Source organism: Paenibacillus sp. LK1, from assembly GCF_002750415.1.
Taxonomy (GTDB): Bacteria; Bacillota; Bacilli; order Paenibacillales; family Paenibacillaceae; genus Paenibacillus; species Paenibacillus taichungensis.
In genome coordinates, this window is the sequence record NZ_PEII01000023.1 from 22,378 (window position 1) to 46,567 (window position 24,190).

Below are 24,190 nucleotides of genomic sequence, written 5' to 3' on the forward strand. Positions count from 1 at the left end.
ATTCCGTTCATCGGCATTTGTTTGGAGGGACTGGACATGTACAGACAACTGGTGGAAAGCAATGACAGAGCAGTGCAAAAAGGGATATCGCGGCAAGTGCTTGATCCGGACAGCCGCTATTATGGAGGAACGATTGACCCCTCTACAGGTATCGCCTGGGTCAACCATACGACCGGAACACCTACGGACATGTGTTACTGGGGAGCTGCACTCGCAAATCCGGATTCGATCTATTATGGGGATGAAGATCTGTTAAATCGTCTTCAGCTGGCATCGGAGTACGTACTCCGGAATCAGCATGCAGACGGCTCCATCTCTCCTGGTTGGACCAATTCCCATTCTCCACCGGATACCGCATTTCTTGTCGTGGGATATGCCCAGTTATATCAACTTCTTCAGCAGCAGGACTGGGAGCCATTGCAACCTGTACTGGACAATATGCGCCTGTTTCTGGAACGAACTGTTCCAGTCTTGCTGACTGGAGGCTGTCATACGCCGAATCATCGCTGGGTGCTATGCGCGGCGCTCGGTTTCCTGCATCAATTGTTTGACCTGGAGGAAGCTGTGCAGCGTGCAGAGCAGTGGCTGGCTGAAGGTATGGATATTGCGCCTGATGGGGAGTGGACTGAACGAAGCAACGGAATCTACAGCGCGGTTAGCGACATCATGCTGATTCATGCGGCACGCCTGTTGAACCGCCCTGAATTGCTGGACCCGGTGAGACTCAATCTTCGCATGATGGTGTATTTAGTACATCCAACAGGTGAGGTTGTTACGGATTACTCAGGTCGCCAGGATCTGGGGAGCGTGCATGATTTATCACCGTATTACTTGCCGTATGCCATTATGGCCCGGTTGGACGGTGATCCGATCTTTGCCGGCATGGCGGATTGGGCTGGAGAAATGTTAACAGATCCCGGCGTCTGTTCGGTCAATGCGCTCGTCCGGCTGCTGCTGGAGCCTGAGCTTCAGCAGCAGGCAGGTAAGACACGCGAACAGCTGCCTGAGCTGTACGAGATCATACTGAACGAACGATTTGTGCGGGAGGAATATTTACAGCGAATAGATTCGGCAGGTCATCATGGACACATATCACACAGCCGGTTGCATACGGACTTCGGCGCACCTGTAGCACGTATTCGTTCCGGTAATACAAGTGCGACTGTAATGACGGAGGTGCCTTCATTCTTTGCCCTTCGTCATGGTGCCGTACGTCTACTGGCCGTTCAGTTGGCCTCCTATTTTAATCCAGGATATGTGCCGATGCAGCACATGTCTCGATTGCCAGCAGGTTACCTTCTAACGGGCGAACAGAAGAAAGGCTATTACGGTCCGATCCCGGATAGTCAACTGCCTGAGACGGCGGGAACAGCTATCAGTCCGTGGTATTTGTTGCCCCATCAGAGTCGAGATCTCACCCATGAACAGACGTTCCTTGTACAGACGGAAGTGTTACGAACGGAAAATGGCTGGACCCTGAAACTGGCGGGAGAGCAGCCGGAGCCGCTTATGGTGCAGCTTTCTTTCGTGTTCGGAAGCGAGGGCGAGCTTTCCCATGGGGAATTGCTTGAGACAAGTGAAGGCCATTATCTGTGGAAGAGCGGCACGTTGCGTTATTCCTGTGGAGATGACTGGATTGAGCTGACCGGAGGCGAGGTAGGGCATTTGGCAGCAACCGTACGTGAGGCAAAGCTGCCTAATAAGTGTAAGGTTGTACTGGTTAACTTTATGACTCCTTTCCACAAGACAGTTCATATCTCTCTTTCGCCATCCATGGCTTTAAAGCTGTAATTCTGATGAATCTCTCCTTAAGTAAGAGTACATGAAGCAAAAAGATGACATTTCATTCGAAAGGGATGAGAAGTGTCATCTTTTTTGCGCATTTTTGGCATAAACGACATGAAACTACATATTGAGAAGTGGGCCTTAAGATGTGGTATACTGGAGAGTATGAATGAAAGCAAAGAGGAGGTGCCTTGGAAGATGAAGGGCAAGCTACTGCGGGCTGAGGGACACCTTGCCAATGTAATACCGATTCACTTGGATGCTTCTTTCTTTTTTGAGAGAGCTGTCCGCTCGCTGGACCGTAATCACGTCGACAAGGCATTAAAATATTTTCGTAAAGCTGTTGAATATGAGCCGGAAAATCCGGTGAATCATTGTAATATGGCGGGTATATTATCAGAGAAGGGGGATTACGAGGCTTCCAATGCCGTTCTTGCGCATGTGCTCGACGTGGTAGATCCGTCCATGACGGAATGTTATTTCTACATGGCGAACAATTATGCGAATATGGATCGGTTTGAAGAAGCTGAGCAAGCGCTTGTTACGTATTTGGAGGAGGATACCCAAGGTCAGTTTATGACGGAAGCCGAAGAGATGATGGAGCTTCTGTACTACGAGCTGGATCGACCAGCCAAACTGAACCGGATCAAATCACGTAAGGGTGTCGTTGAACACGATCAGGCGCGGGAATTGTTGGAACAAGGGAAGTTTGCACAGGCGGCTGAACTGCTGGAAGGCATGTCACCCGATTATCCTGATTATTTGGCTGCACGCAACAACTTGGCGCTTGCCTATTATTATATGGGGCTGTTTCCCAAGGCGAAAGAGACGATTGCCGAGGTACTGGAGCAGGAGCCTGGTAATTTGCATGCACTGTGTAATCTGGCGATCTTTCATCAGAACGAGAATCGAGCCGACCAAGTGTTACTTCTGATCAAAAAATTGCGTGTCATCGTGCCTTTCCAGCACGAACAGGTCTACAAGCTGGCTACCACGATGGGTATCCTAGGTCAACATGATACGGCTTATGTACATTTCCGTCGGCTGTTGAAGGATGAAGAAACCGCTGCGGATCCGGCTCTCGCGCATTATGCAGCAGTCGCAGCTTATAATACCGAACGTTACGATTCCGCTGAACGTCTGTGGCGTCATGTGGGCAAGCTGGATCCGGGTTCGGAAGTATCCCGGTACTATCTGTCGGGTCTTGAGGCAGTGAAACAGGGAGAAAAAGATCCGGAGAAACTAAGTTATCACTATCATCTGCCATTTGACGAGCAATTCAGACAATGGGAGAACTATGGCAATGGCATACCTGAAGAGATGAAAAATGATCCATTGATCCGTTCCTCTTTCTTCTGGGCGTTGCGACATGGGGATCGGGCTACCAAGCTCCAGGTCATTCATGCTCTTGGCATGATTGGTGATTATGAGGTGCAGCAGGCACTGCAATCCTTTATCGAGGAACCTGGTGAAGATCAGGAATTGGTGGAAGCCGCTCGTTCCGTGTTAAACGGTCTTGGTTCAGAAGGAGCTGAGCAGGATGATTCTCCTGTTCTGCGACCGTTAACTGCATTGAGCCAACGAACCATTCCGAAGATGGAATCGTTGACGGAACAAACGGAGGCGAAAGCTTCTTCGCATTGGCAGGCGGTCGTGGACCGTGCATTACAGATGTCTGAAGCCAAAGCCGAATTGCAGCAAGAAATGGAGCGGCTGTGGAAAGACTATGTATCTCGCGTGCACCCGGAAGTACCTGGCACGAAGCAAATTGAAGGTTTGGCTGCGGGATTGGAATATCTGGCTGCTAAGATTCATAGTCGTCCAGTGACCTACCAAAGCATAGCCGACCGGTATGGCATATCAGCTGCCACAGTCAGCAAATATGCACGGCAAATCAATAAAGTGTGCAATTCCAACCCACCGGTCCAGTAAATGTTCCTTGAAAATCTCGCTTTGGGATAGACTTCATTGCGTGAAGGATACATAAGCCTGGAAAACGGGTAAACTTAACGAATAGGTCTCGACATGCCTGTAGGATATCATCATAGCAAGTTAATCGCCACTCAACACACTCTCAACCTTATTAAGGAGGCTGTATCTATATGTCTAAATACAGAACGATTGTGATCGGAACCGGACCTGCGGGTCTGACAGCAGCGATATATCTGGCTCGTGCTAATCTAAACCCACTGGTTATCGAAGGTCTCCAGCCGGGTGGTCAGTTGACGACGACAACGGAAGTTGAGAATTTCCCTGGTTTTCCGCAAGGCATTATGGGTCCGGAACTGATGGACAATATGCGCAAGCAAGCGGAGCGTTTTGGAGCTGAGTTCAAGAATGGTTGGGTGGAAGAAGTGGATTTCAGCAAACCGCCCTTCAAGGTTAAAGTTGGAGGCATCGGTGAACTGGAAGCCGAATCGATCATTATCTCTACCGGCGCTTCGGCCCGTTATCTCGGCATTCCCGGAGAGCAGGAGAATGTGGGACGTGGGGTAAGTACATGTGCCACCTGTGACGGATTCTTTTTCCGTGGTAAAAAGATCGTCGTTGTTGGCGGTGGAGACTCCGCAATGGAGGAAGCTAGCTTCCTGACCCGTTTTGCAACAGACGTTACCTTGGTTCACCGCAGGGACGAATTACGTGCCTCGAAAATTATGCAGGATCGGGCTCGCAGCAACGAGAAGGTGAAATGGGCTTTGAACCGCACACCGCTCGAGGTTGTGCCTGAGGCCCTTGGCGTTAAAGGGCTTAAGGTACGCAATAACGAGACTGGACAGGAAGAATTGCTTGAAGCGGATGGCGTATTCATTGCCATTGGACACACACCGAATACGGGTTTCTTGAGCAACCAGATTACTTTGGATGAACACGGCTATGTTGTCGTTAAACCGGGTACAACCGAGACCAGCATTCCGGGTGTGTTCGCCTGCGGTGATGTTCAGGATACGAAGTATCGTCAAGCCATTACAGCAGCAGGTTCAGGGTGTATGGCTGCAATGGACTGCGAGAAATTCCTTGAAGGCAGTATTGTGCATGACTGGAGCGAAACACTGGATAAGTAAGCATGAAAAGGGCATGGTTTGGCATAAATTAAGTAGAAGAGACAACGGGAAGTCTCATGATGTGAGAAGCCGGAAGGCTTCTCTTTTTTTGAAACCAAAGTGGGCATGAGATCGTATACATAATGGGCATATTAGCTGTGAGGTGAAGACTTTGGGGGAAATGATAAAAGATTGGTTACAAAATGCAACAGTGCGGCGTTTTCTCATTCTGCTGTTGTTTTGTTTGGTTCTATTCAGCATGGGGAGTATGCTGCACATGATTTTGCTGTTATTCCTGGTGACGTATGTCATGAACAGGTTGCAGCATTTTATCACAGAGAAGTTGAATCGTTTATTTCCGGTTAACTATAAAGTTGTAGTCATCCTGCTCTATCTTATCGTTATTGCAGCCATTGTACTGGGCATCTCCAGGTATTCACCACGGATTGTGGATCAGGTCGTTCAGTTGACGAATGAGATTATGAAGTTTCTTGATACTGCTGACGGAGATAATTTTGCTTCCAAAATTGCAGGTTATCTTCAATCGTTCGATATCAAAAACTATACCAACGATGCTTTAAAGTATATTTTTGCGTTAAGCAAATGGTTGGAGTTCATTCTGCTGGTCATCATTCTGAGTCTGTTCTTCTTGTTGCAAAAGCGGGAGATTTCCAAGTTCACCGCCAAGTTCAAAACAAGCAAGATCGGCTGGTTCTATAATGAAGTGGCTTATCTTGGAGATAAGTTTGTATCTTCTTTTGGTAAAGTGATCGAGGCACAATTGTTGATTGCGGTCTTTAATACAGCTTTGACGATTCTGGGATTATGGATACTCGGTTTCCCGTATTTGTTCGCTCTGACCATTCTGGTATTCATGCTGAGTCTGGTACCCGTTGCGGGGGTTATCATCTCACTGATTCCGCTGTGTCTAATCGGTTATCAACTGGGTGGGTTACAGCTCAGTGTGATCGTGATCATTATGATCGTCATCATTCATGCGTTGGAGACGTACTTCCTGAATCCAAAGCTGATGGCGCACAAAACCAAATTGCCGATGTTCTACACGTTTATCGTACTGATTCTGTCTCAACATTTTCTGGGGATCTGGGGGCTTATCATCGGTATTCCGATCTTTGTCTTCCTGCTCGATATTCTGGACGTCAACAAGATGGAAAAAACGGAAGAGCCTGTACGAGTGGAAACGAAGTTGTGACCAGTAGCTGAATAGCTGCTGAAGGATAGGTTTAGGTACAGGTAACGTTCATAAAAGTAGAGAAAAACGCCTCCCGTTCCCGGAAGGCGTTTTTCTCTGCCCATATTCACTGGAAGATGTATGTAAGTGGATGTATTTAGTACATTTGTTGGTACTTATGAACCGAGCGCGCTATTTTCTACAACCATCCTTTCTGCTCTGCAATGCTGACGGCTTCCATACGGTTCTTGGCATCAAGCTTGTTAAAAGCTTCAGACAGGTAGTTGCGCACAGTACCATAGGAAAGATGAAGCGAGGCAGCGATATGATTGGCATTCATACCCGTGGCTGCGAGCTTAAGCACTTCTTTTTCACGTTCAGTTAACGGATTCGTTTCTTTGGCGGCACCAAAAACGAGCTCTGGGGAAACCTCTCGTCCACCATTCATGACCCGACGAATAGCTCCTGCCAAACGATCGCTCGGCTCGTCCTTAAGCAAATATCCTTGTACTCCAGCCTGGATGGCACGCTCCAGGAATCCCGGACGGGCAAAGGTAGTGAGGATAATAATACGACAGGGCAGTCCGAGTTGTTGTATGCGTTCCGCTACGTCCAGGCCGCTCATCACAGGCATCTCAATATCCATAAGACATATATCCGGATGGAGGGAACCAACTTGCTTCAGAGCTTCGTCTCCATTACCTGCTTCACCGATGACCTCAAAATCATCTTCAAGGTCTAACAGTGAGGCAAGTGCACCTCTCAGCATGCGTTGATCTTCAGCAATCAAAATACGAATCATGCTCGAATTCCTCCTTGGTGTTCAGTGGCGATCAAGGGAAAAGAAAAGACAAGAACAGTTCCTCCAGAGTCCGAGGAAATATGGAGGGAGCCGTCGATAAGGTTCAGTCGTTCAGACATGCCTTTTAGGCCATTGCCTTGATGTTCACCAGGACTAATGCCATTACCGTTATCTTTAACCCGTATGCTTATGCCATCATGCGTTCGTTCCAGCTTAATTACACAGCAAGTGGCTTTGCTGTGTTTTACAATATTCGTTACGGCTTCAAGCAGACAGAGGCTCGCCATGTTCTGGGTTAGATCGGGAACATCATGAAATAGGCCCTGTTCTCCTATTAATTGAAGCTCGATATCAGCACTCTTCAACATTTCTTTGGCATCGGCAAGTGCTTCAACCATGCTGATTGCCCGCATGTCAGAGACAAGCTGGCGTACTTCCCGCAATGCCGCGCGGGAGGTGCGCTCAATCTCCCGTGCTTCCTGTAAGGCACGTTCGGGATTTTTGACAATGAGTTTGGCAACCAGCTCACTCTTCAGTGTGATCAGCGAGAGCGTATGTCCCATGGTATCATGCAGATCCCTGGCAATTCGCATTCGCTCTTCACGTTTGATTAGTTCCTTGATATGCTGCTGGGCTTCATCCAGCTGGGCCTCCAGCTTTTGTCGATCCAGCATGGAACGGATCCCGAAGGGTGAAGCAAGCATAATAAGGTAAAATGGTGCAAAAAACATGAGTTGATAAGCGCTAAGGTATTGAATTTTTAAAGCAATTGGAATGGTCTGGACAATGGCGAATATGACCAAAAACATTCGGAACTGACGTTTTTCCGTGTACCATCCGATAAAATTGGCTGTGAAAAATCCGAGGAAAAACATATTGGGATCGATCACCAGGCTTAGTACCAGAACGCAAAGCATCTGTAGGCTAAGCCAATAGGAAAAGAGTGAGGTACCTGATGTCATGTAGAGTTGCCGATAAGTCAGGATAAATACGATGAAGGAGGTTACGCCGATGTACCACTCATGTCCCTGTGCGTTCCACAAATAATAGATTGGCATAGCCAGATAGATCATCCATATATACGGGTAAAAGCCATATCGCTTTGGGAAAAGCTCGAAATGCTGAAGCATATTTGAAGATTACGCCTCCCTTTGTTTATTACGGATATATGTGGATAGTAACATAAAACCCACCAGATATGCTGCCAAAAGTAGGATATCGCGCAGGGCAGGCACGCCTCCGGCTATAATAACCCACGCTCCATTGCCAAAGCTATGGGAGGGCAGCCAGTTGCCGATCTGTCGTAGCCAGCTCGGCATAATGTCAAGAGGCATCCACATCCCACCCAGCAAGGCCAGAGATAGATAGAGAGCGTTGCTCAATCCACTGGCGGTGTCCACCCGTCGGAATGTTCCTATACAGGTGCCAAGTGCAAGAAAGGGGAGAGAACCAGCCAGAATCCAAAGGGCGGAGCCGATCCATTGAGCAGGAGGAAGTGATACACCATTAATCAGGAATCCAGCTGTAAAGATGACGAAGATGGAAAACAGGTGCATTATCGTTTGTCCCACCATTTTGCCTCCAAAATAAATCGAGTTGGGTAACGGAGTCACTTGCAAGTAAGCGACCCAACCCTGTGCTCTTTCTTGGACAAGTCGGATACCGAGTGTCATGATCGAGGATCCCATGATGCTGAAGCAGGTCATAGACATCAAGTAGTGGGCATTCCATTGTTCTGAATCTGTTGTTCCTGTAGTGAAGATGCGCGTATAAAGAAAATAGAAGGCGACGGGCATCATCAAGGACCAGAAAATAAAGTAGACATTGCGGGACATGCGGAGCATTTCAACACGAGATTGAGCGAGAAGCATCAACATATCAAATTTCCTCCTTCATGCTTTCCATCAGGTTTGCATAGGCATCGTCCAGCTGTCCGGTTTCAATTCGGATGTCACTAACGGGAATCCCGCGTTCAATGAGGTGACGGAGCAGCACATCTGTATTTTTGGTGTGAAGAATGTAACGATCTTTGTGATATTCGATCCCGTCTACATCAGGCAGCTCTTCGATTTGTGCACGGACATCGACTACGGATGCCATCTCCGTGTTGGACACATCATCATTGGTGAACATGCTATGCGTAGTTGAAAAGGAAATCGTTCGTATGGTGATTCCGGCCTTGATATTCCCTGGTGTTCCGTCTGCAACAATGGTACCTCGGTTAAAGAGAATGATTCGATCCGCTATTTCATCTGCTTCATGGAGGTAGTGCGTTGTGAAGATTACGGTTTTACCCTCCTGTGCCAGCTGGCGGATTCGTTCCCAGAAATGTCTCCTTGTTTCCGAATCCAGTCCGACTGTAGGTTCATCAAAGAATAAAATTTCGGGATTACCTGCCATGGCGAGGGCAAAATTTAGGCTACGCTTTTGTCCGCCGGACAGCTTCTCTGCTCTTTTATTTAAGTCGGCTGGAGGGAGTCCCGTCAGTTCTTCGATATGGTCTGCATGAAGCGGTGCGGGATAATAGCTGCGTACCATGCTTATAATCTCTCGAACGGTAAGCCCATCCATTACACTCACATCCTGCAGCATGACACCAATTTTCTGTCGAACCTGTGTGTGATTCGGTTTTTGGCCAAGCACAGTCACAAGTCCTGATGTAGCAGTGGACAAGCCGAGCATCATTTTCATGGTTGTTGTTTTGCCGGCGCCATTAGGGCCAAGGATCGCAACAACCGAACCACGGCTGATCTCTAAGGAGATATTGTTGACAACTTCTTTGTTGCCATACCTTTTGCTTACCTGTTCAAGTTTTATAACGGGTGAGCTCATAATGAATCACGTCCTTGTTCTGTTCTATAAGATACTTCCATCTTAACGAACTGCCTTAGACGTGATTAGTAAGGAATGTCATGAGATTCAGATGACAATTGTCATCTTTTACGCATGGAACGAGTGGATATGCAATATCATGAGTTGAGGCCTCCTCCTCTATGGAGGAAGGGATAAAGCCTGCGTTTTTAATAGAGACAAATGAGGTTGTATACGTATTCAAAGATAGCCTGTGATGTTGTTCACAATAGCGAGGAAGCTAATCACAGCAAAGGTCTTATCGTCTTGACCCAGGCGTATCCTTCAATTATAGTTGGTACGTAGGATTAAACTATTATAGATAGATAAAGGTGGCTTGTAGCATGTCTGAGAAAATCTACGTTGGGGTCGATCTCGGCGGAACAGCAATCAAGGTCGGTATATGTGATGAACACGGTCAGCTTATGCATACGTATGAAGGACCGACTGAAGTGGATAAGGGCGTTGACACGGTCATTGCCAACATCGAAAAGTATGTCCGTCATATCGTTGCCGAATCGCCTTACAGCTGGGAACAGCTTGAAGGTGTAGGAGCAGGAGTGGCTGGGTTCACCAATGTACGCGAGGGAATTATCGTTCTTGCCCCTAACATTGGATTTCGGAATGTAGCCATTCGTTCGATTTTGGAAGAACGTCTGGGCAAGCCAGTCAAAATAGATAACGATGCAAACGTGGCTGCACTGGGTGAAGCTTGGGCAGGTGCTGGCAAGGGCGTGGACAACTGTGTATGCTATACGCTTGGTACAGGCGTTGGTGGTGGACTGATCTTGAACGGCAAGATCTATCAAGGTTTCTCCGGTATGGCTGGTGAGCTTGGTCATGTCAGTGTTGTTCCTGATCTGGAAGCAATTCAATGCGGATGCGGCAAAATGGGATGCGTGGAAACTGTATCTTCAGCAACCGGAATTATTCGTATGGCCAAAGACGCTGTAGAGCGTGGAGACCATACATCACTGGCACTCGTGGATAAGATTGCAGCTAAAGAAGTATTTGATGCTGCTAAAGCGGGCGATGAAGTTGCTCTTCGTATCGTCAATCGTGCAGCATTCTATCTGGGCAAATCGATGGCGGCTGTAGCGGCTGTGATTAACCCTGAGATGTTCATTATCGGTGGCGGTGTATCCAAAGCGGGTAATATTTTGTTTGATGAAGTACGGACTGTGTTTGCGAAACTGACACCTGAACCGCTGCAAGAAGGGGTTAAAATTCTTGAAGCAACGCTTGGCAACAATGCAGGTATTGTTGGCGCGGCTGGTCTTCTCTTGCGTTCCTAGTAACCTCGTAACAGTATAATCCGACAGCAATATGATAAGGAGGGGACATTTATGCTTGAAGGTGAAGTTTCACCGGGCACAGGCGCCACGCTCATTATCATTACGGGCATGTCCGGAGCAGGCAAGACGATTGCAGTACAAAGCCTGGAGGATCTTGGTTTCTTCTGTGTGGATAATCTTCCGCCGGTATTGATTCCGAAATTCGCGGAGTTGATTGAGCAATCGAACGGCAAAATTGGCAAGGTCGCACTAGTTATCGACCTTCGCGGTCGTGAGTTCTTTACGGCTTTGTCCGAGTCACTGAACTATATTAAAGATCATTTTACCATTCATTGTGAAATACTATTCCTGGACGCGACAGACTCTGTATTGGTCCAGCGCTATAAGGAGAGCAGGCGCAGACATCCACTGGCTCCTGAGGGCATGCCGCTTGATGGCATCCGGCTGGAACGTAAGATGCTGGAGGAACTCAAAAATTCCGCCACTCAGGTACTGAATACCAGTACGATGAAGCCTGCTCAACTGAAAGAGCGCATCATATCCCGCTTTTCTCATCTGGAAAGCCATATGCTGTCGGTAAATATTACATCGTTTGGGTTCAAATACGGTATTCCGATCGATGCGGATCTGGTGTTTGACGTTCGTTTCTTGCCAAATCCGCATTATATTGAACATTTACGTCCGAATACGGGACAGAATAGTGATGTATACGAATATGTTATGAAATGGCCGGAGACGCAGGCGTTTCTGACCAAGCTGCTGGATATGCTGCATTTTCTGATTCCGCAATACCGGAAGGAAGGCAAAAGCCAGGTTATTATTGGAATCGGCTGTACCGGAGGCAAGCATCGTTCGGTAGCAATATCGGAATATTTGGGCAAAATGTTGGGAAGCAGCGAAACTGAGGCTGTTACCGTGAGCCATCGCGACGCCGACCGGGACCGTCATTGAAGAGGGTGAAGGGATGAAAGAAGCCGGACCACGAAGAGAACGTCCGAGAATTGTAGTCATGGGCGGCGGAACCGGATTATCCGTGATGCTGCGCGGTTTGAAGGAAAAGCCGCTGGACATCACGGCCATCGTGACGGTGGCGGATGACGGAGGAAGTTCGGGCATCCTGCGTAATGAGTTGCAAATGCCGCCTCCGGGCGACATTCGTAACGTACTTACAGCGCTGGCTGATGTAGAACCGTTGTTGTCGGATATGCTGAATTATCGCTTCAATACAGGCGCGGGGCTTGCAGGCCACAGCCTGGGTAACTTGATTTTGGCTGCAATGACGGATATATCGGGCGACTTCGTGACCGCTGTGCGGGAACTTAGCCGCGTGTTTGCCGTTCGGGGTGAGGTATTGCCCGCAGCCGGGCAGGCCGTTATACTGCATGCAGAGATGGAGGACGGCTCGATTGTTACGGGCGAGTCCAAGATCCCTGAAGCTGGCTTACGGATCAAACGCGTTTTCCTTGAACCGGATCACGTGGAGCCGTTGCCAGAGGCTGTTGAGGCTATTCGTCAGGCAGACGCCATTCTGATTGGGCCAGGTAGTCTCTACACGAGCATTCTGCCCAATCTGCTTGTACCTAAGCTGGCTGAAGCTGTCGTTGAGGCTGACGCAGTAAAAATGTTTATTTGTAATGTGATGACACAGCCGGGAGAAACGGATAATTACACGGTGAGTGACCACCTCAAGGCGGTACATGAACATGTAGGACACCAAATTTTCGACTATGTCATTGTAAATAATGGTGATATTCCGCTGCAGGTGCAGAATAAGTATGCGGAAAAAGGAGCTAAACCGGTTGTGCTGGATATGAATGTGCTGAAGAGTGCCGGCTATCAAGTCGTTGCGGATACGTTGGTCCTATTCCGAACTTATCTGCGCCATGATGCCGACAAGCTGAGCCATCACATCTATCAACTTGTACAAAATTGGATGTTACGGAAGAGGTGAAGTCCCATGTCGTTTGCAGCACAGACCAAAAAAGAACTAACGATGATCGAAAGCGAACCGTGCTGCGAAAAGGCGGAACTTTCAGCCCTCATCCGTATGCTTGGTGCGGTGCAGTTATCGAATAAAAAAGTCATCTTGGATATTTCGACGGAGAATGCCGCCATTGCAAGACGGGCATACTCTCTGCTTAAAAAGCATTTTCAAGTGCATACGGAATTGCTTGTCCGCAAAAAAATGCGGCTGAAAAAGAACAATGTATATATTGTTCGGATTCCAACCATGGTACAGGAGATTCTAAAAGATCTGTACATTGTTTCCGAAGGATTTCTGTTTACTCCCGGGATCAGTGGAGAACTGTTCAATAATAACTGCTGTAAACGTGCTTATCTTCGAGGCGCATTTATGGCAGGAGGCTCAGTCAACAATCCCGAAGGTTCATCCTACCACCTGGAGATTGCGTCCATGTATGAGGAGCACTGTCAGGCCCTAGTGGACCTGGCGAATGAATTTCATCTCAATGCCCGGTGTATAGAACGCAAAAAAGGATTCATCCTATACATTAAGGAAGGCGAGAAAATCATTGAGCTGCTCAGTATCATTGGTGCACATCAGGCCCTTTTCAAGTTCGAGGATGTGCGTATTATGCGAGATATGCGTAATTCCGTCAACCGAATCGTCAATTGTGAGACAGCGAACTTGAACAAAACGATTGGAGCAGCCGTCAGACAGATCGATAACATCAGACTGTTGCAAAAGGAAGTTGGTCTGGAGTCGTTGCCCGAAAAGCTTCGTGAAGTGGCTGAAGTCAGACTCGCCCATCCGGATATCAACTTGAAGGAAGTAGGCGAACTGCTTAAAGGTACAGTCAGCAAGTCTGGAGTGAATCATCGGCTCCGCAAAATTGATGAGCTGGCAGAAAAGGTTCGTACCGAGCGTTACGGTTAAATTAAGATTAAGGTAGTCTGGGAATTGATTGTTTTGGTTTTCGCCAAAAGGTCAGTATAAAGTCAGCCCATAAGGATCAGGAGAGCTGCTCAGGTGTAATGAGGTGATGTAAAAAGGCTAAAATGGGTCATAATAATGACATCCCAATCACCCTGAGTTTTTTCTTCTAGTGTCCTGCTCTGGTTATATGGTATAATGTTATAAATATAATTGTGTATTTAATGTCCAGATTTCATAATAGGGGGTAAGTTTCCATGACAAAGCACCCGGTAGTTGTCCGTTTGAAAACGGGTCTCCATGCCAGACCTGCGGCACTGTTCGTTCAAGAAGCGAATAAGTACTCATCTGAAGTGTTCGTCGAGAAGGACGACAAAAAAGTAAATGCAAAAAGTATCATGGGGATCATGAGCCTTGCAATCAGTACTGGTACGGAAATCCAGATTAGTGCAGAAGGCGCGGACGCCGAACAGGCTGTAAACGCTTTAGTTAGTCTGGTAAGCAAGGAAGAGCTTGAGAACCAATAAGATATGATTTGAACCCAATGAAGAAGTCCCGAAAGGGGCTTTTTTGCGTTTTAAGGCTGTCAAGTGCAACATTATGGAATTAAGCCCGTCTGTTAGGTATCAAATCGATTTGAGTTTGAGATGTTAAAACTTAAGGAGGCTAACGTAATGGGTAAATTATGGTTGAAACCGCTGGGCGCGGTGATGGTTGCAGGTACATTGCTTGTAGGAGGTACTGCGTGGGTAGCACCTAGTAATTATGCGTATGCTGCTGAGGTACAGGGGGTACAGCAAAACGTGATCAACGTTGTGGGTACAGGTGAGATTCAAGTGAAGCCGGACATCGCTTATCTTTCCATTGGAGTGAACAGTACAGCAGATACTGCAGCCTCCGCTCAAAAAGCGAATGCAGCGAAAATTCAAAAAGTTAGCAATCTGCTGAAAAGTACGTGGAAAATCAGTGCGGATGATATTCAAACCAGCCAGTTCTACGTACAGCCTAACTACACGTATAGTGAAAAAGACGGACAGAAGATCAAAGGGTACACAGCTCATCATACATTGACTGTAACGTACCGGGAGATGGACAAGATTGGTGAACTCCTGGATGCTGCATCCCAAGCTGGTGCCAATAATATTGAGAATGTGCGTTTTACGGTAGAAAAACCGGAGAGCTTTGAAGCTCAAGTGATTGAAAAAGCTGTTGCCAATGCTGATGTGAAAGCTGGAGCTATTGCAAAAGCAGTTAAACGTCAACTGGGTGCTGTTCTCTCCGTGAGCCAAGGTGACGCTAATGTACCTGTGTTCTATGCAAGTGAGGCTCTGATGTCCAAAGCAACAGCTGATTCTGCTGGTAGCACAGAAATTGAAACAGGACAGGTTAAAGTAAGCACAACGCTGAATATTACGTATGAAATGAAATAAGTAAAGTAAATGAAGGCTGGATGTCCGTTAAAGTTATGCTTGAGCGGGCGAAAGGCAATAATGACAAAGACGTTGTCCATCGGACAGCGTCTTTTTTGTTATAAAGGCGGACTTTGATGAAGTTTGGAAAGAAGAGGTGAAATATGACGAAATGAATTGCTGGTTTTTGGTATCTTTTTTGTCCATTTGTTCGTAACAAAACCTTCATTATAGGCATCTGGATCGAACAACATTGTAACTGGGGCTGTAAACCTTTCCGGAATTGGGTTAATTATAATAAAGAGGTGAGCGTATGAGGCATACGATCAAATCAGGATACATACGCAATGACACTCAATTTGAATTCGAGAGAGGAGTTTTATATATGACATCATGGAAAAAATGGACAAGTGCACTACTGGCGGCAGGAATTATTGTGGGGAGCGGGACTGTATGGCAGGATAGTTCTGTACAGGCAGCTTCAGTATCGACGAAAGTGACAACACCTACTGAGGTAACTCTGAAATCGGGAGGAAAAACGCTTACTCAAAAAGGACTGCTTCAAGGTGGCTCCACTTGGGTTTCGCTTACCGCAGTGAAAGATGTAGCAGGTGGAAGTTTGAAATATGATGCTAAGACTAAAGAATACTCCTTAACGGCAGCTAATAATACGATGACCATCAGCCTGATTGATGGGGCACCGAGTGTTAGAATTAATAACTACTATCCACAAGTGGAAGCGAAGCTGATTAATGGCCGATTGTATATTCCGTTTTCTGCAATGAGAGATTATTTGGGTGTTCAGGGCAGCTGGGATGGAAAAGCCAAGACACTGACGTTGAGTAAAGTGAAGCAAAATAGCGTGACAGTCAAAGCGGCAACAGTGAAGGTCAGCATCAAGAACGCTGAAGTCGATATTCAATATCCTCAGGTGAGCGGACTGGCTAACGATAAAGCAGAAGCGGCTATCAACAAGGTGCTGAAAGATGAAGTCGATGCTTTCGTAGCGGATTTTAAAAAACAAACCAAGGAATTTGGTGACGCAGCAGCGAACCGTCCATACGCATTTGAGAGTTCTTATGTTGTGACGTATAACGAAAATGGTGTGCTTGGGCTCATTACGCAAAGTTATCAAGATTATGCGGGCGCACATGGCATGACGTTCCGTACAGGTCACACCTTTGCTCTAGATTCCGGTAAAGAATTGAGTCTGGATGATGTGATCCAAAATAACAAAACCGTACGTGAGACAGTAAGTAAAAAAGTGGGAGATCAGCTTAAAGCAAGTGGTGGTTACCTTGAAGGCTATAAAGGTCTGAATAAAGATCAGGATTTCTATGTAACACCAACAGGTGTAGTTGTATTCTTCCAGTTGTATGAATACACAGCTTATGCGGAAGGCTTCCCGGAATTCCCGTTCACATACAAAGAGCTACTTCCTAAAGGCACAGAACCGTTCAGTGGCTTAACAGCAGACAAGTAAAGTATTAGATTTTCTATGAAAGTTAAGTGAATCGATTGAATTTGTATTATGCACTCTTAAATTATCATCAAAAAAAGGACGCCCTCGTCATATTGACGAGAGCGTCCTTTTTTCATATAGCCAACTCAACTGAGCGTTGCCGTTTGAGTTGGCTATATGGTATATCCGTTTAATTGGCGATTCGGCTCGGCTTAGATGCCTTGGGAACCTACGTTTTCGATAACTTTATCGATGATACCGTAATCAGCAGCTTCAGCAGCACTCATAAAGTAGTCACGATCTGTATCTTTCTCGATACGCTCCAGCGGTTGGCCTGAGCGCTCAGCGATGATGCGGTTCAACGTATCACGCATTTTCAGGATGCGGCGGGCACGAATTTCGATGTCCGAAGCTTGACCTTGCGCACCACCAAGTGGTTGGTGAATCATGATTTCGCTGTTAGGCAATGCAAAACGTTTACCTTTGGCACCTGCGTTCAACAGGAATGCACCCATCGAAGCCGCCATACCTACACAGATGGTAGATACATCCGGTTTGATGAATTGCATAGTATCGTAAATCGCCATACCGGCTGTAATGGATCCGCCTGGGCTATTGATGTATAAGTGAATGTCTTTCTCCGGATCTTCCGCAGCTAGGAACAACATCTGTGCCATGATGGCATTCGCCACAACGTCATTTACATCACTGCCAAGGAAGATGATACGATCCTTCAGCAATCTGGAATAGATGTCATAGGCGCGCTCACCGCGGTTGCTCTGTTCAACGACCATTGGAATATAACTCACGTGAAAAACCTCCTCGGAAATGTAAATGTTAAATTGGTGTTTATATATAAACTGTTACCGTATTACCCACATCATAAACAATTTCAAACAAAAAGTCAAAGAAAGTCAAACTAAGTTTTAAAAAAAAGAAACCTATTCGGTTTCATTGGTTAAGAGTGTTATGAGCTACTAATTAAGAATGGCGCGCCCGCCAAGAATCGAACTTGGATCTCAGGCTTCGGAGGCCTACGTCATATCCATTGGACCACGGGCGCACATTGATTATTGCTGCGAGCATAGTTGCTTAAAAGCAGTTTTGAAATAAAAGTTTCAAATATGTGACAGCAATAATGATTATAGCTCATGAACAATTGAATTGCAAGCAGATGTTCGCTGTTTTGGTTTGGAATACCCTGAAAATGATCATGATGAAGATAAGTGGATAAAGAGCGGAAATAGGTAAATGCTAAAAGAGGTTTTGGACATGCCATATGAAAGACAATAGCAAGCAATATGTAGATGAGAATTTTACTTTGCTTCTATATATGGTATCGAACAGGTTGTTCTCGATCATGGGAGATTGACATTGTGAAAATAGGCGCGTACAAACGCCTGAAACGTGTCGAAATAACGCTTCGAAACACTTGCATGTCGCGTCAGTTTTAGGTAGAATAGACGTGGGACTTAAAAAGTTAACCCGGGACGTTTTAGGGCCATGAAAGAGAGCTTGGAACGAGAAGCTTGCGGGAGTGGAAAGCATGCGAACGATTTTAGAAGTGCAAAAGCAGCTTCTGCCTGATCTCATGGATGTCTTGAAAAAGAGGTATACGATTCTGCGCCAGATCATGTTATCGGATGTGATCGGACGAAGAACGTTAGCTAATTCCATGCAGATGACCGAGCGGGTTCTGAGGGCTGAGACCGATTTGTTAAAGGCTCAGGGACTTATTGAAATTGACAGTGCAGGGATGAAGATCAGTGAGGCAGGGCATGAATTGCTGCAGCAGTTGGAACCCGTCGCCAAAGAGCTGTTCGGATTATCCGAACTGGAAGAACGCATCAAGCAAGCCTACGGTCTGCAAAAGGTAGTTGTGGTTCCCGGCGATTCGGACATTTCTCCATTTGCCAAACGGGAGCTGGGCAGAGCCGGAGCGAAGGCTCTGGGTAATATTATGAGTGATAACGATGTTGTCGCCGTTACAGGCGGTTCAACAACGGCTGAAGTCGCTGAGCAATTGACTCCGCCAACATCGCTGAAAGGTGTCTGGTTTGTACCGGCACGCGGTGGGCTGGGAGAAAGCCTCGAAATTCAGGCCAACACGATAGCATCCACGATGGCAAAACGGGTAGGAGCCCAATACAAACTCCTGCATGTACCGGATTTGCTTAGTGATCATGCCTACGAATCACTAATCCAGGACCCGAGTGTTCAGGAGATTCTGCAGCTGATCCGAAAATCGCGGATTGTCATTCATGGAATCGGTGATGCCGTAGAGATGGCACGGCGCCGCAAACTTGCGACAGAGATCATAGATGAACTCCAGGAGCAAGGGGCCGTATCGGAATCCTTCGGTTATTACTTTAATGATCAGGGTGAGGTGGTACATACCATGCTTACGCTGGGCATGCGACTCCAGGATATTGAACGAACCGATGTCGTGATTGGGATTGCAGGTGGCAAGAGCAAGGCTGCTGCCATACATTCTGTTCTTCGATTTGGTCAGGAAGATATTCTGATTATTGATGAGGCTGCTGCTGAAGTCATCGTCGCTGAAATGGAATAAGGTTTTATTTGCACCACAACCATTGTTGTCTTGACGGACTTCACCGTCTGTCTTGAATATATAAGCTTCATAAAAAATTAATCAAAACTTGGGAGGAACTTACTCATGATTAAAGTAGGTATTAACGGTTTTGGACGTATTGGTCGTTTGGCATTCCGCCGTATTCAAAATGTAGAGGGCATTGAAGTTGTAGCAATCAACGACTTGACTGATGCTAAAATGCTGGCTCATTTGCTTAAATATGATACAACTCAAGGTCGCTTCGATGGCGATGTTGAAGTACACGATGGCTTCTTCAAAGTGAACGGCAAAGAAGTTAAAGTATTGGCTAACCGTAACCCAGAAGAACTTCCTTGGGGCGACCTGGGCGTAGATATCGTTCTGGAATGTACTGGTTTCTTCACAACTAAAGAAGCAGCTGAGAAACACTTGAAAGGTGGAGCTAAGAAAGTTGTTATCTCCGCACCAGCTACTGGCGACATGAAAACCATCGTTTACAACGTAAACCATGAAATCCTCGACGGTACTGAAACTGTAATCTCCGGCGCATCTTGCACAACTAACTGCCTGGCACCTATGGCAAAAACACTGCAAGACAAATTCGGAATCGTTCAAGGTTTGATGACTACAATTCACGCTTACACTGGCGACCAAAACACATTGGATGCTCCACACCCTAAAGGTGACTTCCGTCGTGCTCGCGCAGCAGCTGAAAACATCATCCCTAACACAACTGGTGCTGCTAAAGCAATCGGTTTGGTTATTCCAGAACTGCAAGGCAAACTCGACGGTGCAGCTCAACGTGTACCAGTAGCTACTGGTTCCCTGACTGAGCTCGTGACTGTATTGGGTAAAAAAGTTACTGCTGAAGAAGTTAACGCAGTAATGAAAGAAGCTTCCGATCCACAAACTTTCGGATACACAGAAGACGAAATCGTATCTTCCGATATCCAAGGTATCACTTTCGGTTCCCTGTTTGATGCAACTCAAACTAAAGTTCTGACTGTTGGCGACCAACAATTGGTTAAAACTGTAGCTTGGTATGACAATGAAATGTCCTACACTGCTCAACTGGTTCGCACTTTGGAGCACTTTGCAAAAATGATCAAGTAATATCTGCAATAACATAGAGCGGAAACAGATGCTATTGTTTCCGCTCTTTATATATCAACATTTTGCAAATTTCTCAAAAACACCAGGATTGACAAGGGATTTGGGCCCTTGATTGATCCACCAAATACATGGGTGCGGAGGAAATACAGATGAACAAAAAAAGTGTACGTGATATCGAATTGACAGGAAAACGGGCTTTTGTCCGTGTAGATTTTAATGTGCCGCTCGAAGATGGTAAAATTACAGATGACAAACGTATTCGTGCCACGCTTCCTACGATTAACTACTTGATCGAAAAAGGCGCTAAAGTTATTTTGGCAAGCCACATGGGTCGTCCAAAAGGCGAAGTGGTTGAATCCATGCGTTTGACTCCAGCTGCTGAGCGTTTGTCCGAATTGCTCGGTAAAAAAGTCGTTAAAGCGGATGATTCCGTTGGCGAAACAGTAAAAGCTCAAATCGCTGAACTGAACAACGGCGACGTATTGTTGCTTGAGAACGTTCGTTTCCACGCAGGCGAAGAGAAAAACGATCCGGAACTCGCTAAACAATTTGCAGAACTGGCTGACGTATTCGTTAACGATGCATTCGGCGCAGCTCACAGAGCACACGCTTCGACAGAAGGTATCGCTCACCTGTTGCCAGCAGTATCCGGTCTGTTGATGGAGAAAGAACTTGAAGTGTTGGGCAAAGCAATCTCCAACCCTGAGCGTCCTTTCACAGCAATTATCGGTGGTTCCAAAGTTAAAGACAAAATCGATGTGATCGACAACCTGTTGAACATTGCAGACAACGTAATCATCGGTGGCGGTCTTTCCTACACATTCATGAAGGCTCAAGGTTATGAAGTAGGTCAATCCCTGCTGGATGAGTCCAAACTGGATGTAGCTCTGGGCTTTATCGAAAAAGCGAAAAAACTGGGTAAAAACTTCTATCTGCCAGTTGATATCGTTATCTCCGACGACTTCAGTGCGAACGCAAACACGAAGATTGTTGAAGTTGGCGACATTCCTGCAGATTGGGAAGGTATCGACATCGGTCCTAAAACACGTGAGATCTATGCTGACGTTGTTAAAAACTCCAAACTCGTTGTATGGAACGGACCAATGGGCGTATTCGAAATCGAGCCTTTCTCCCACGGTACTCGTGCAGTAGCGGAAGCTTGTGCTGAGACATCGGCATACACCATCATTGGTGGCGGTGACTCTGCAGCAGCAGCTGAGAAGTTTAAATTGGCTGACAAAATGGACCACATCTCTACAGGTGGCGGTGCATCGCTCGAGTTCATGGAAGGCAAAGTGCTTCCTGGCGTAGTTGCATTGAACGACAAGTAAGCTTTAAGCTATAGCATGAAGGAGTTGAAAACCATGAGAACACCGATTATCGCAGGTAACTGGAAAATGTTCAAAACGGTTTCCGAATCCAATGACTTCATTCAGGAAGTTAAAGGAAAAGCGGAAGTTGAAGGCGTAGAGACTGTTATCTGCGCACCGTTTACGAATCTGCCATCTCTGGTAGAAGCCGTTAAAGGCACAAACATCAAAATTGGTGCACAAAATCTTCATTTTGAAGACAACGGTGCATTCACAGGTGAAATCAGCGGCGTTATGCTGAAAGACCTGGGTGTGGATTATGTCATTATTGGTCACTCGGAGCGCCGTCAATATTTTGCGGAAACCGATGAGACTGTCAATAAAAAGTTGCATGCAGCATTCCGTCACGGATTGACTCCAATCTTCTGTCTTGGTGAGACGCTTGAAGAGCGCGAAGCGAACCAAACAAAAGACGTATGCAAAGTGCAAACAGAAGCTGCTTTGGCAGGTCTATCTGCAGAGCAAGCGGCACAAGTGGTTATCGCTTATGAGCCAATCTGGGCGATTGGTACAGGCAAATCCTCCACTTCCCAAGATGCGAATGAAGTTATTGCTTACATTCGTACACTGGTGAAGGATCTGTACAACGAGACGGTTGCGAGTGCAGTTCGTATTCAATACGGCGGCAGTGTTAAACCTGAGAACGTAACAGAATACCTCGGACAAAGCGACATCGACGGCGCGCTTGTTGGCGGTGCCAGCTTGCAGCCGGCTTCGTTCATCGCGCTTGTTGAGGGGGCGAAGTAATGACAGCTCCAAAACCTGTAGCACTGATCATTATGGATGGCTTTGGTCTTCGTAACACGGAGGAAGGCAACGCGGTAGCGCAAGCCAAGAAACCGAACTATGACCGTTTTATGAGCCAATTCCCACATACAACTCTCACTGCTTGCGGTGAAGCTGTAGGTTTGCCGGAAGGGCAAATGGGGAACTCCGAGGTAGGTCACCTGAACATTGGTGCCGGCCGGATCGTATACCAGGATTTGACTCGTATCTCCAAATCGATTCGTGACGGTGAATTTTACGATAACGAGACACTCGTTAAAGCTGTACGCGAAGCGAAACAAAACGGTAAAAAGCTTCATTTGTATGGTTTGTTGTCCGATGGCGGCGTACATAGTCACATCGACCACTTGTTCGCTATGCTGGATCTTGCCAAAAAAGAAGAAATGAATGACGTATACATTCATGCCTTCATGGATGGCCGTGATGTTATGCCAGATAGCGGTAAAGAGTTCATGCAGAAGCTGATTGCCAAAATCGAGGAAGTCGGTGTAGGACAAATCGCAACGGTTCAAGGTCGCTACTATGCGATGGACCGTGACAAACGTTGGGAACGTGTTGAGAAATCATATCGTGCCATCGTTTATGGTGATGGACCGAAATACACTGATCCACTCAAAGCGGTTGAAGAATCGTATGAAAAATCCGTATTTGACGAATTCGTTGAACCAACGGTTATTGTTAAAGCGGATGGCCAGCCGGTAGGTTTGGTGGAGAGCGGCGATTCCGTCATTTTCCTCAACTTCCGTCCTGACCGTGCGATCCAACTGTCGCAAGTATTCACGAACCAGGATTTCCGTGGTTTCGACCGTGGTCCGAAGTTCCCTGTGGGCTTGCACTTCGTGTGCCTGACCTTGTTCAGTGAGACCGTTGAAGGTTATGTGGCGTACTCGCCTAAAAACCTAGACAACACGCTGGGTGAAGTTCTGGTACAGAATAACAAGAAACAATTGCGTATTGCAGAAACCGAGAAATACCCGCACGTAACCTTCTTCTTCAGCGGCGGCCGTGATGTTGAGCTTCCGGGCGAAACACGCGTGCTGATCAACTCACCAAAAGTTGCTACGTACGACTTGCAACCGGAGATGAGCGCGTATGAAGTAGCTGACGCATGTGTTCGCGAGATTGAAGCAGACAAACATGACGCCATCATTCTGAACTTTGCTAACCCTGATATGGTTGGACACTCCGGCATGCTGGAGCCTACGATTAAGGCAGTAGAAGTAACAGATGAATGTATGGGCCGTGTTGTAGATGCAGTACTCGCTAAAGGCGGCGTTGTGTTGATTACTGCGGATCATGGTAACGCGGATATGGTGTTCGATGAGCAAGGACGTCCGTTCACGGCTCACACAACGAACCCAGTTCCATTCATCGTTACAGATGCTAACGTTACCCTGCGTGAAGGCGGAATCCTCGCAGATATCGCTCCAACGATTCTTGACTTGATGCAATTGCCTAAACCGGAAGAAATGACAGGTACATCCGTCATCGCTACCCGTAAATAAGTTGCTTAGCCACAATATATGAAATTGGGAAGTTTGGCGTTTCCCCCTGAACGAAGGCAGCAGAAATAGTCTGAAGAAGCGGAGCGTTCGCCTTTATCACATGATTTCAACTTAT

21 protein-coding genes and 1 tRNA gene are annotated in these 24,190 nt (G+C 46.8%); 16 read left to right on the forward strand and 6 right to left on the reverse strand.

Annotation, left to right across the window (positions count from 1 at the left end; translation table 11 throughout):
- Positions 1-36 precede the first annotated feature (36 nt).
- The 4 genes from CS562_RS31025 (at position 37) to CS562_RS31040 (ending at position 6,039) form a co-directional block, all read left to right on the forward strand.
- Complete coding sequence (locus CS562_RS31025) at positions 37-1,791, forward strand: hypothetical protein (RefSeq protein WP_099859262.1); 1,755 nt, start codon at positions 37-39, stop codon at positions 1,789-1,791.
- Between the two features lie 192 nt (positions 1,792-1,983).
- Positions 1,984-3,717, forward strand: a complete 1,734-nt coding sequence (locus CS562_RS31030) for a tetratricopeptide repeat protein (protein ID WP_099859263.1) — start codon at positions 1,984-1,986, stop codon at positions 3,715-3,717.
- Between the two features lie 170 nt (positions 3,718-3,887).
- Positions 3,888-4,847 (forward strand): thioredoxin-disulfide reductase, encoded by a 960-nt coding sequence (gene trxB / locus CS562_RS31035; protein ID WP_099859264.1) that lies wholly within the window; start codon positions 3,888-3,890, stop codon positions 4,845-4,847.
- Between the two features lie 160 nt (positions 4,848-5,007).
- On the forward strand, positions 5,008-6,039 hold the full coding sequence (locus CS562_RS31040) for an AI-2E family transporter (protein WP_076292022.1): 1,032 nt from the start codon (positions 5,008-5,010) through the stop codon (positions 6,037-6,039).
- A 178-nt stretch (positions 6,040-6,217) separates the two neighbouring features.
- Here the strand turns inward: CS562_RS31040 and CS562_RS31045 are convergent, their stop codons facing one another.
- From CS562_RS31045 to CS562_RS31060, 4 genes are read right to left on the reverse strand one after another with little or no spacing between them, the layout of a single operon-like run.
- Positions 6,218-6,820, reverse strand: a complete 603-nt coding sequence (locus CS562_RS31045; protein WP_076291994.1) for a response regulator transcription factor — start codon at positions 6,818-6,820, stop codon at positions 6,218-6,220.
- Positions 6,817-7,950, reverse strand: coding sequence for a sensor histidine kinase (locus CS562_RS31050; RefSeq protein ID WP_099859265.1), 1,134 nt, complete (start codon positions 7,948-7,950; stop codon positions 6,817-6,819). Before CS562_RS31050 ends, CS562_RS31045 begins: the two co-directional genes overlap by 4 nt.
- A 9-nt stretch (positions 7,951-7,959) precedes the next feature.
- On the reverse strand, positions 7,960-8,697 hold the full coding sequence (locus CS562_RS31055) for an ABC transporter permease (RefSeq protein WP_099859266.1): 738 nt from the start codon (positions 8,695-8,697) through the stop codon (positions 7,960-7,962).
- A gap of 1 nt (position 8,698) precedes the next feature.
- Positions 8,699-9,652, reverse strand: coding sequence for an ABC transporter ATP-binding protein (locus tag CS562_RS31060; RefSeq protein WP_099859267.1), 954 nt, complete (start codon positions 9,650-9,652; stop codon positions 8,699-8,701).
- A gap of 362 nt (positions 9,653-10,014) precedes the next feature.
- Here CS562_RS31060 and CS562_RS31065 point away from each other — a divergent pair, with 362 nt between their 5' ends.
- The 7 genes from CS562_RS31065 (at position 10,015) to CS562_RS31095 (ending at position 16,750) form a co-directional block, all read left to right on the forward strand.
- Positions 10,015-10,965: an ROK family glucokinase gene (locus tag CS562_RS31065; protein ID WP_063566497.1), complete on the forward strand. Its 951-nt coding sequence runs from the start codon at positions 10,015-10,017 to the stop codon at positions 10,963-10,965.
- Between the two features lie 51 nt (positions 10,966-11,016).
- The gene (rapZ, locus tag CS562_RS31070; RefSeq protein WP_053782949.1) at positions 11,017-11,916 is read left to right on the forward strand and encodes an RNase adapter RapZ; all 900 of its coding nucleotides are present in this window, start codon (positions 11,017-11,019) and stop codon (positions 11,914-11,916) included.
- 13 nt (positions 11,917-11,929) lie between these two features.
- Entirely contained in the window at positions 11,930-12,916 is a 987-nt protein-coding gene (locus CS562_RS31075) for a gluconeogenesis factor YvcK family protein (protein ID WP_053782950.1), read from the forward strand.
- A 6-nt stretch (positions 12,917-12,922) separates the two neighbouring features.
- On the forward strand, positions 12,923-13,861 hold the full coding sequence (gene whiA, locus CS562_RS31080; protein ID WP_076291990.1) for a DNA-binding protein WhiA: 939 nt from the start codon (positions 12,923-12,925) through the stop codon (positions 13,859-13,861).
- A 254-nt stretch (positions 13,862-14,115) separates the two neighbouring features.
- Positions 14,116-14,385, forward strand: a complete 270-nt coding sequence (locus CS562_RS31085) for an HPr family phosphocarrier protein (RefSeq protein ID WP_017691248.1) — start codon at positions 14,116-14,118, stop codon at positions 14,383-14,385.
- Positions 14,386-14,532: 147 nt separating this feature from the next.
- Positions 14,533-15,288, forward strand: a complete 756-nt coding sequence (locus tag CS562_RS31090; protein ID WP_076291989.1) for an SIMPL domain-containing protein — start codon at positions 14,533-14,535, stop codon at positions 15,286-15,288.
- Positions 15,289-15,652: 364 nt separating this feature from the next.
- The gene (locus tag CS562_RS31095; protein ID WP_076291988.1) at positions 15,653-16,750 is read left to right on the forward strand and encodes a stalk domain-containing protein; all 1,098 of its coding nucleotides are present in this window, start codon (positions 15,653-15,655) and stop codon (positions 16,748-16,750) included.
- 191 nt (positions 16,751-16,941) lie between these two features.
- Here CS562_RS31095 and clpP read toward each other — a convergent pair whose 3' ends face one another.
- Positions 16,942-17,538, reverse strand: coding sequence for an ATP-dependent Clp endopeptidase proteolytic subunit ClpP (gene clpP, locus CS562_RS31100; RefSeq protein ID WP_072735760.1), 597 nt, complete (start codon positions 17,536-17,538; stop codon positions 16,942-16,944).
- A gap of 179 nt (positions 17,539-17,717) precedes the next feature.
- A tRNA-Arg gene (locus CS562_RS31105) sits at positions 17,718-17,792 on the reverse strand.
- 483 nt (positions 17,793-18,275) lie between these two features.
- Between CS562_RS31105 and CS562_RS31110 the strand changes: the two genes are divergently transcribed.
- From CS562_RS31110 to gpmI, 5 genes are all read left to right on the forward strand, one after another.
- Positions 18,276-19,301 carry a sugar-binding transcriptional regulator gene (locus tag CS562_RS31110; RefSeq protein WP_076291987.1) on the forward strand — a complete coding sequence of 342 codons (1,026 nt, stop codon included), beginning with the start codon at positions 18,276-18,278 and terminating at the stop codon, positions 19,299-19,301.
- 105 nt (positions 19,302-19,406) lie between these two features.
- A complete protein-coding gene (gene gap, locus CS562_RS31115) occupies positions 19,407-20,414 on the forward strand; it encodes a type I glyceraldehyde-3-phosphate dehydrogenase (RefSeq protein ID WP_056695277.1) in 1,008 nt (335 codons plus the stop codon).
- Between the two features lie 149 nt (positions 20,415-20,563).
- A complete protein-coding gene (locus CS562_RS31120) occupies positions 20,564-21,745 on the forward strand; it encodes a phosphoglycerate kinase (protein ID WP_076291986.1) in 1,182 nt (393 codons plus the stop codon).
- A 33-nt stretch (positions 21,746-21,778) separates the two neighbouring features.
- Positions 21,779-22,531 (forward strand): triose-phosphate isomerase, encoded by a 753-nt coding sequence (gene tpiA / locus CS562_RS31125; RefSeq protein ID WP_017691241.1) that lies wholly within the window; start codon positions 21,779-21,781, stop codon positions 22,529-22,531.
- A complete protein-coding gene (gene gpmI, locus CS562_RS31130; protein ID WP_076291984.1) occupies positions 22,531-24,075 on the forward strand; it encodes a 2,3-bisphosphoglycerate-independent phosphoglycerate mutase in 1,545 nt (514 codons plus the stop codon). Before tpiA ends, gpmI begins: the two co-directional genes overlap by 1 nt.
- Positions 24,076-24,190 lie beyond the last annotated feature (115 nt).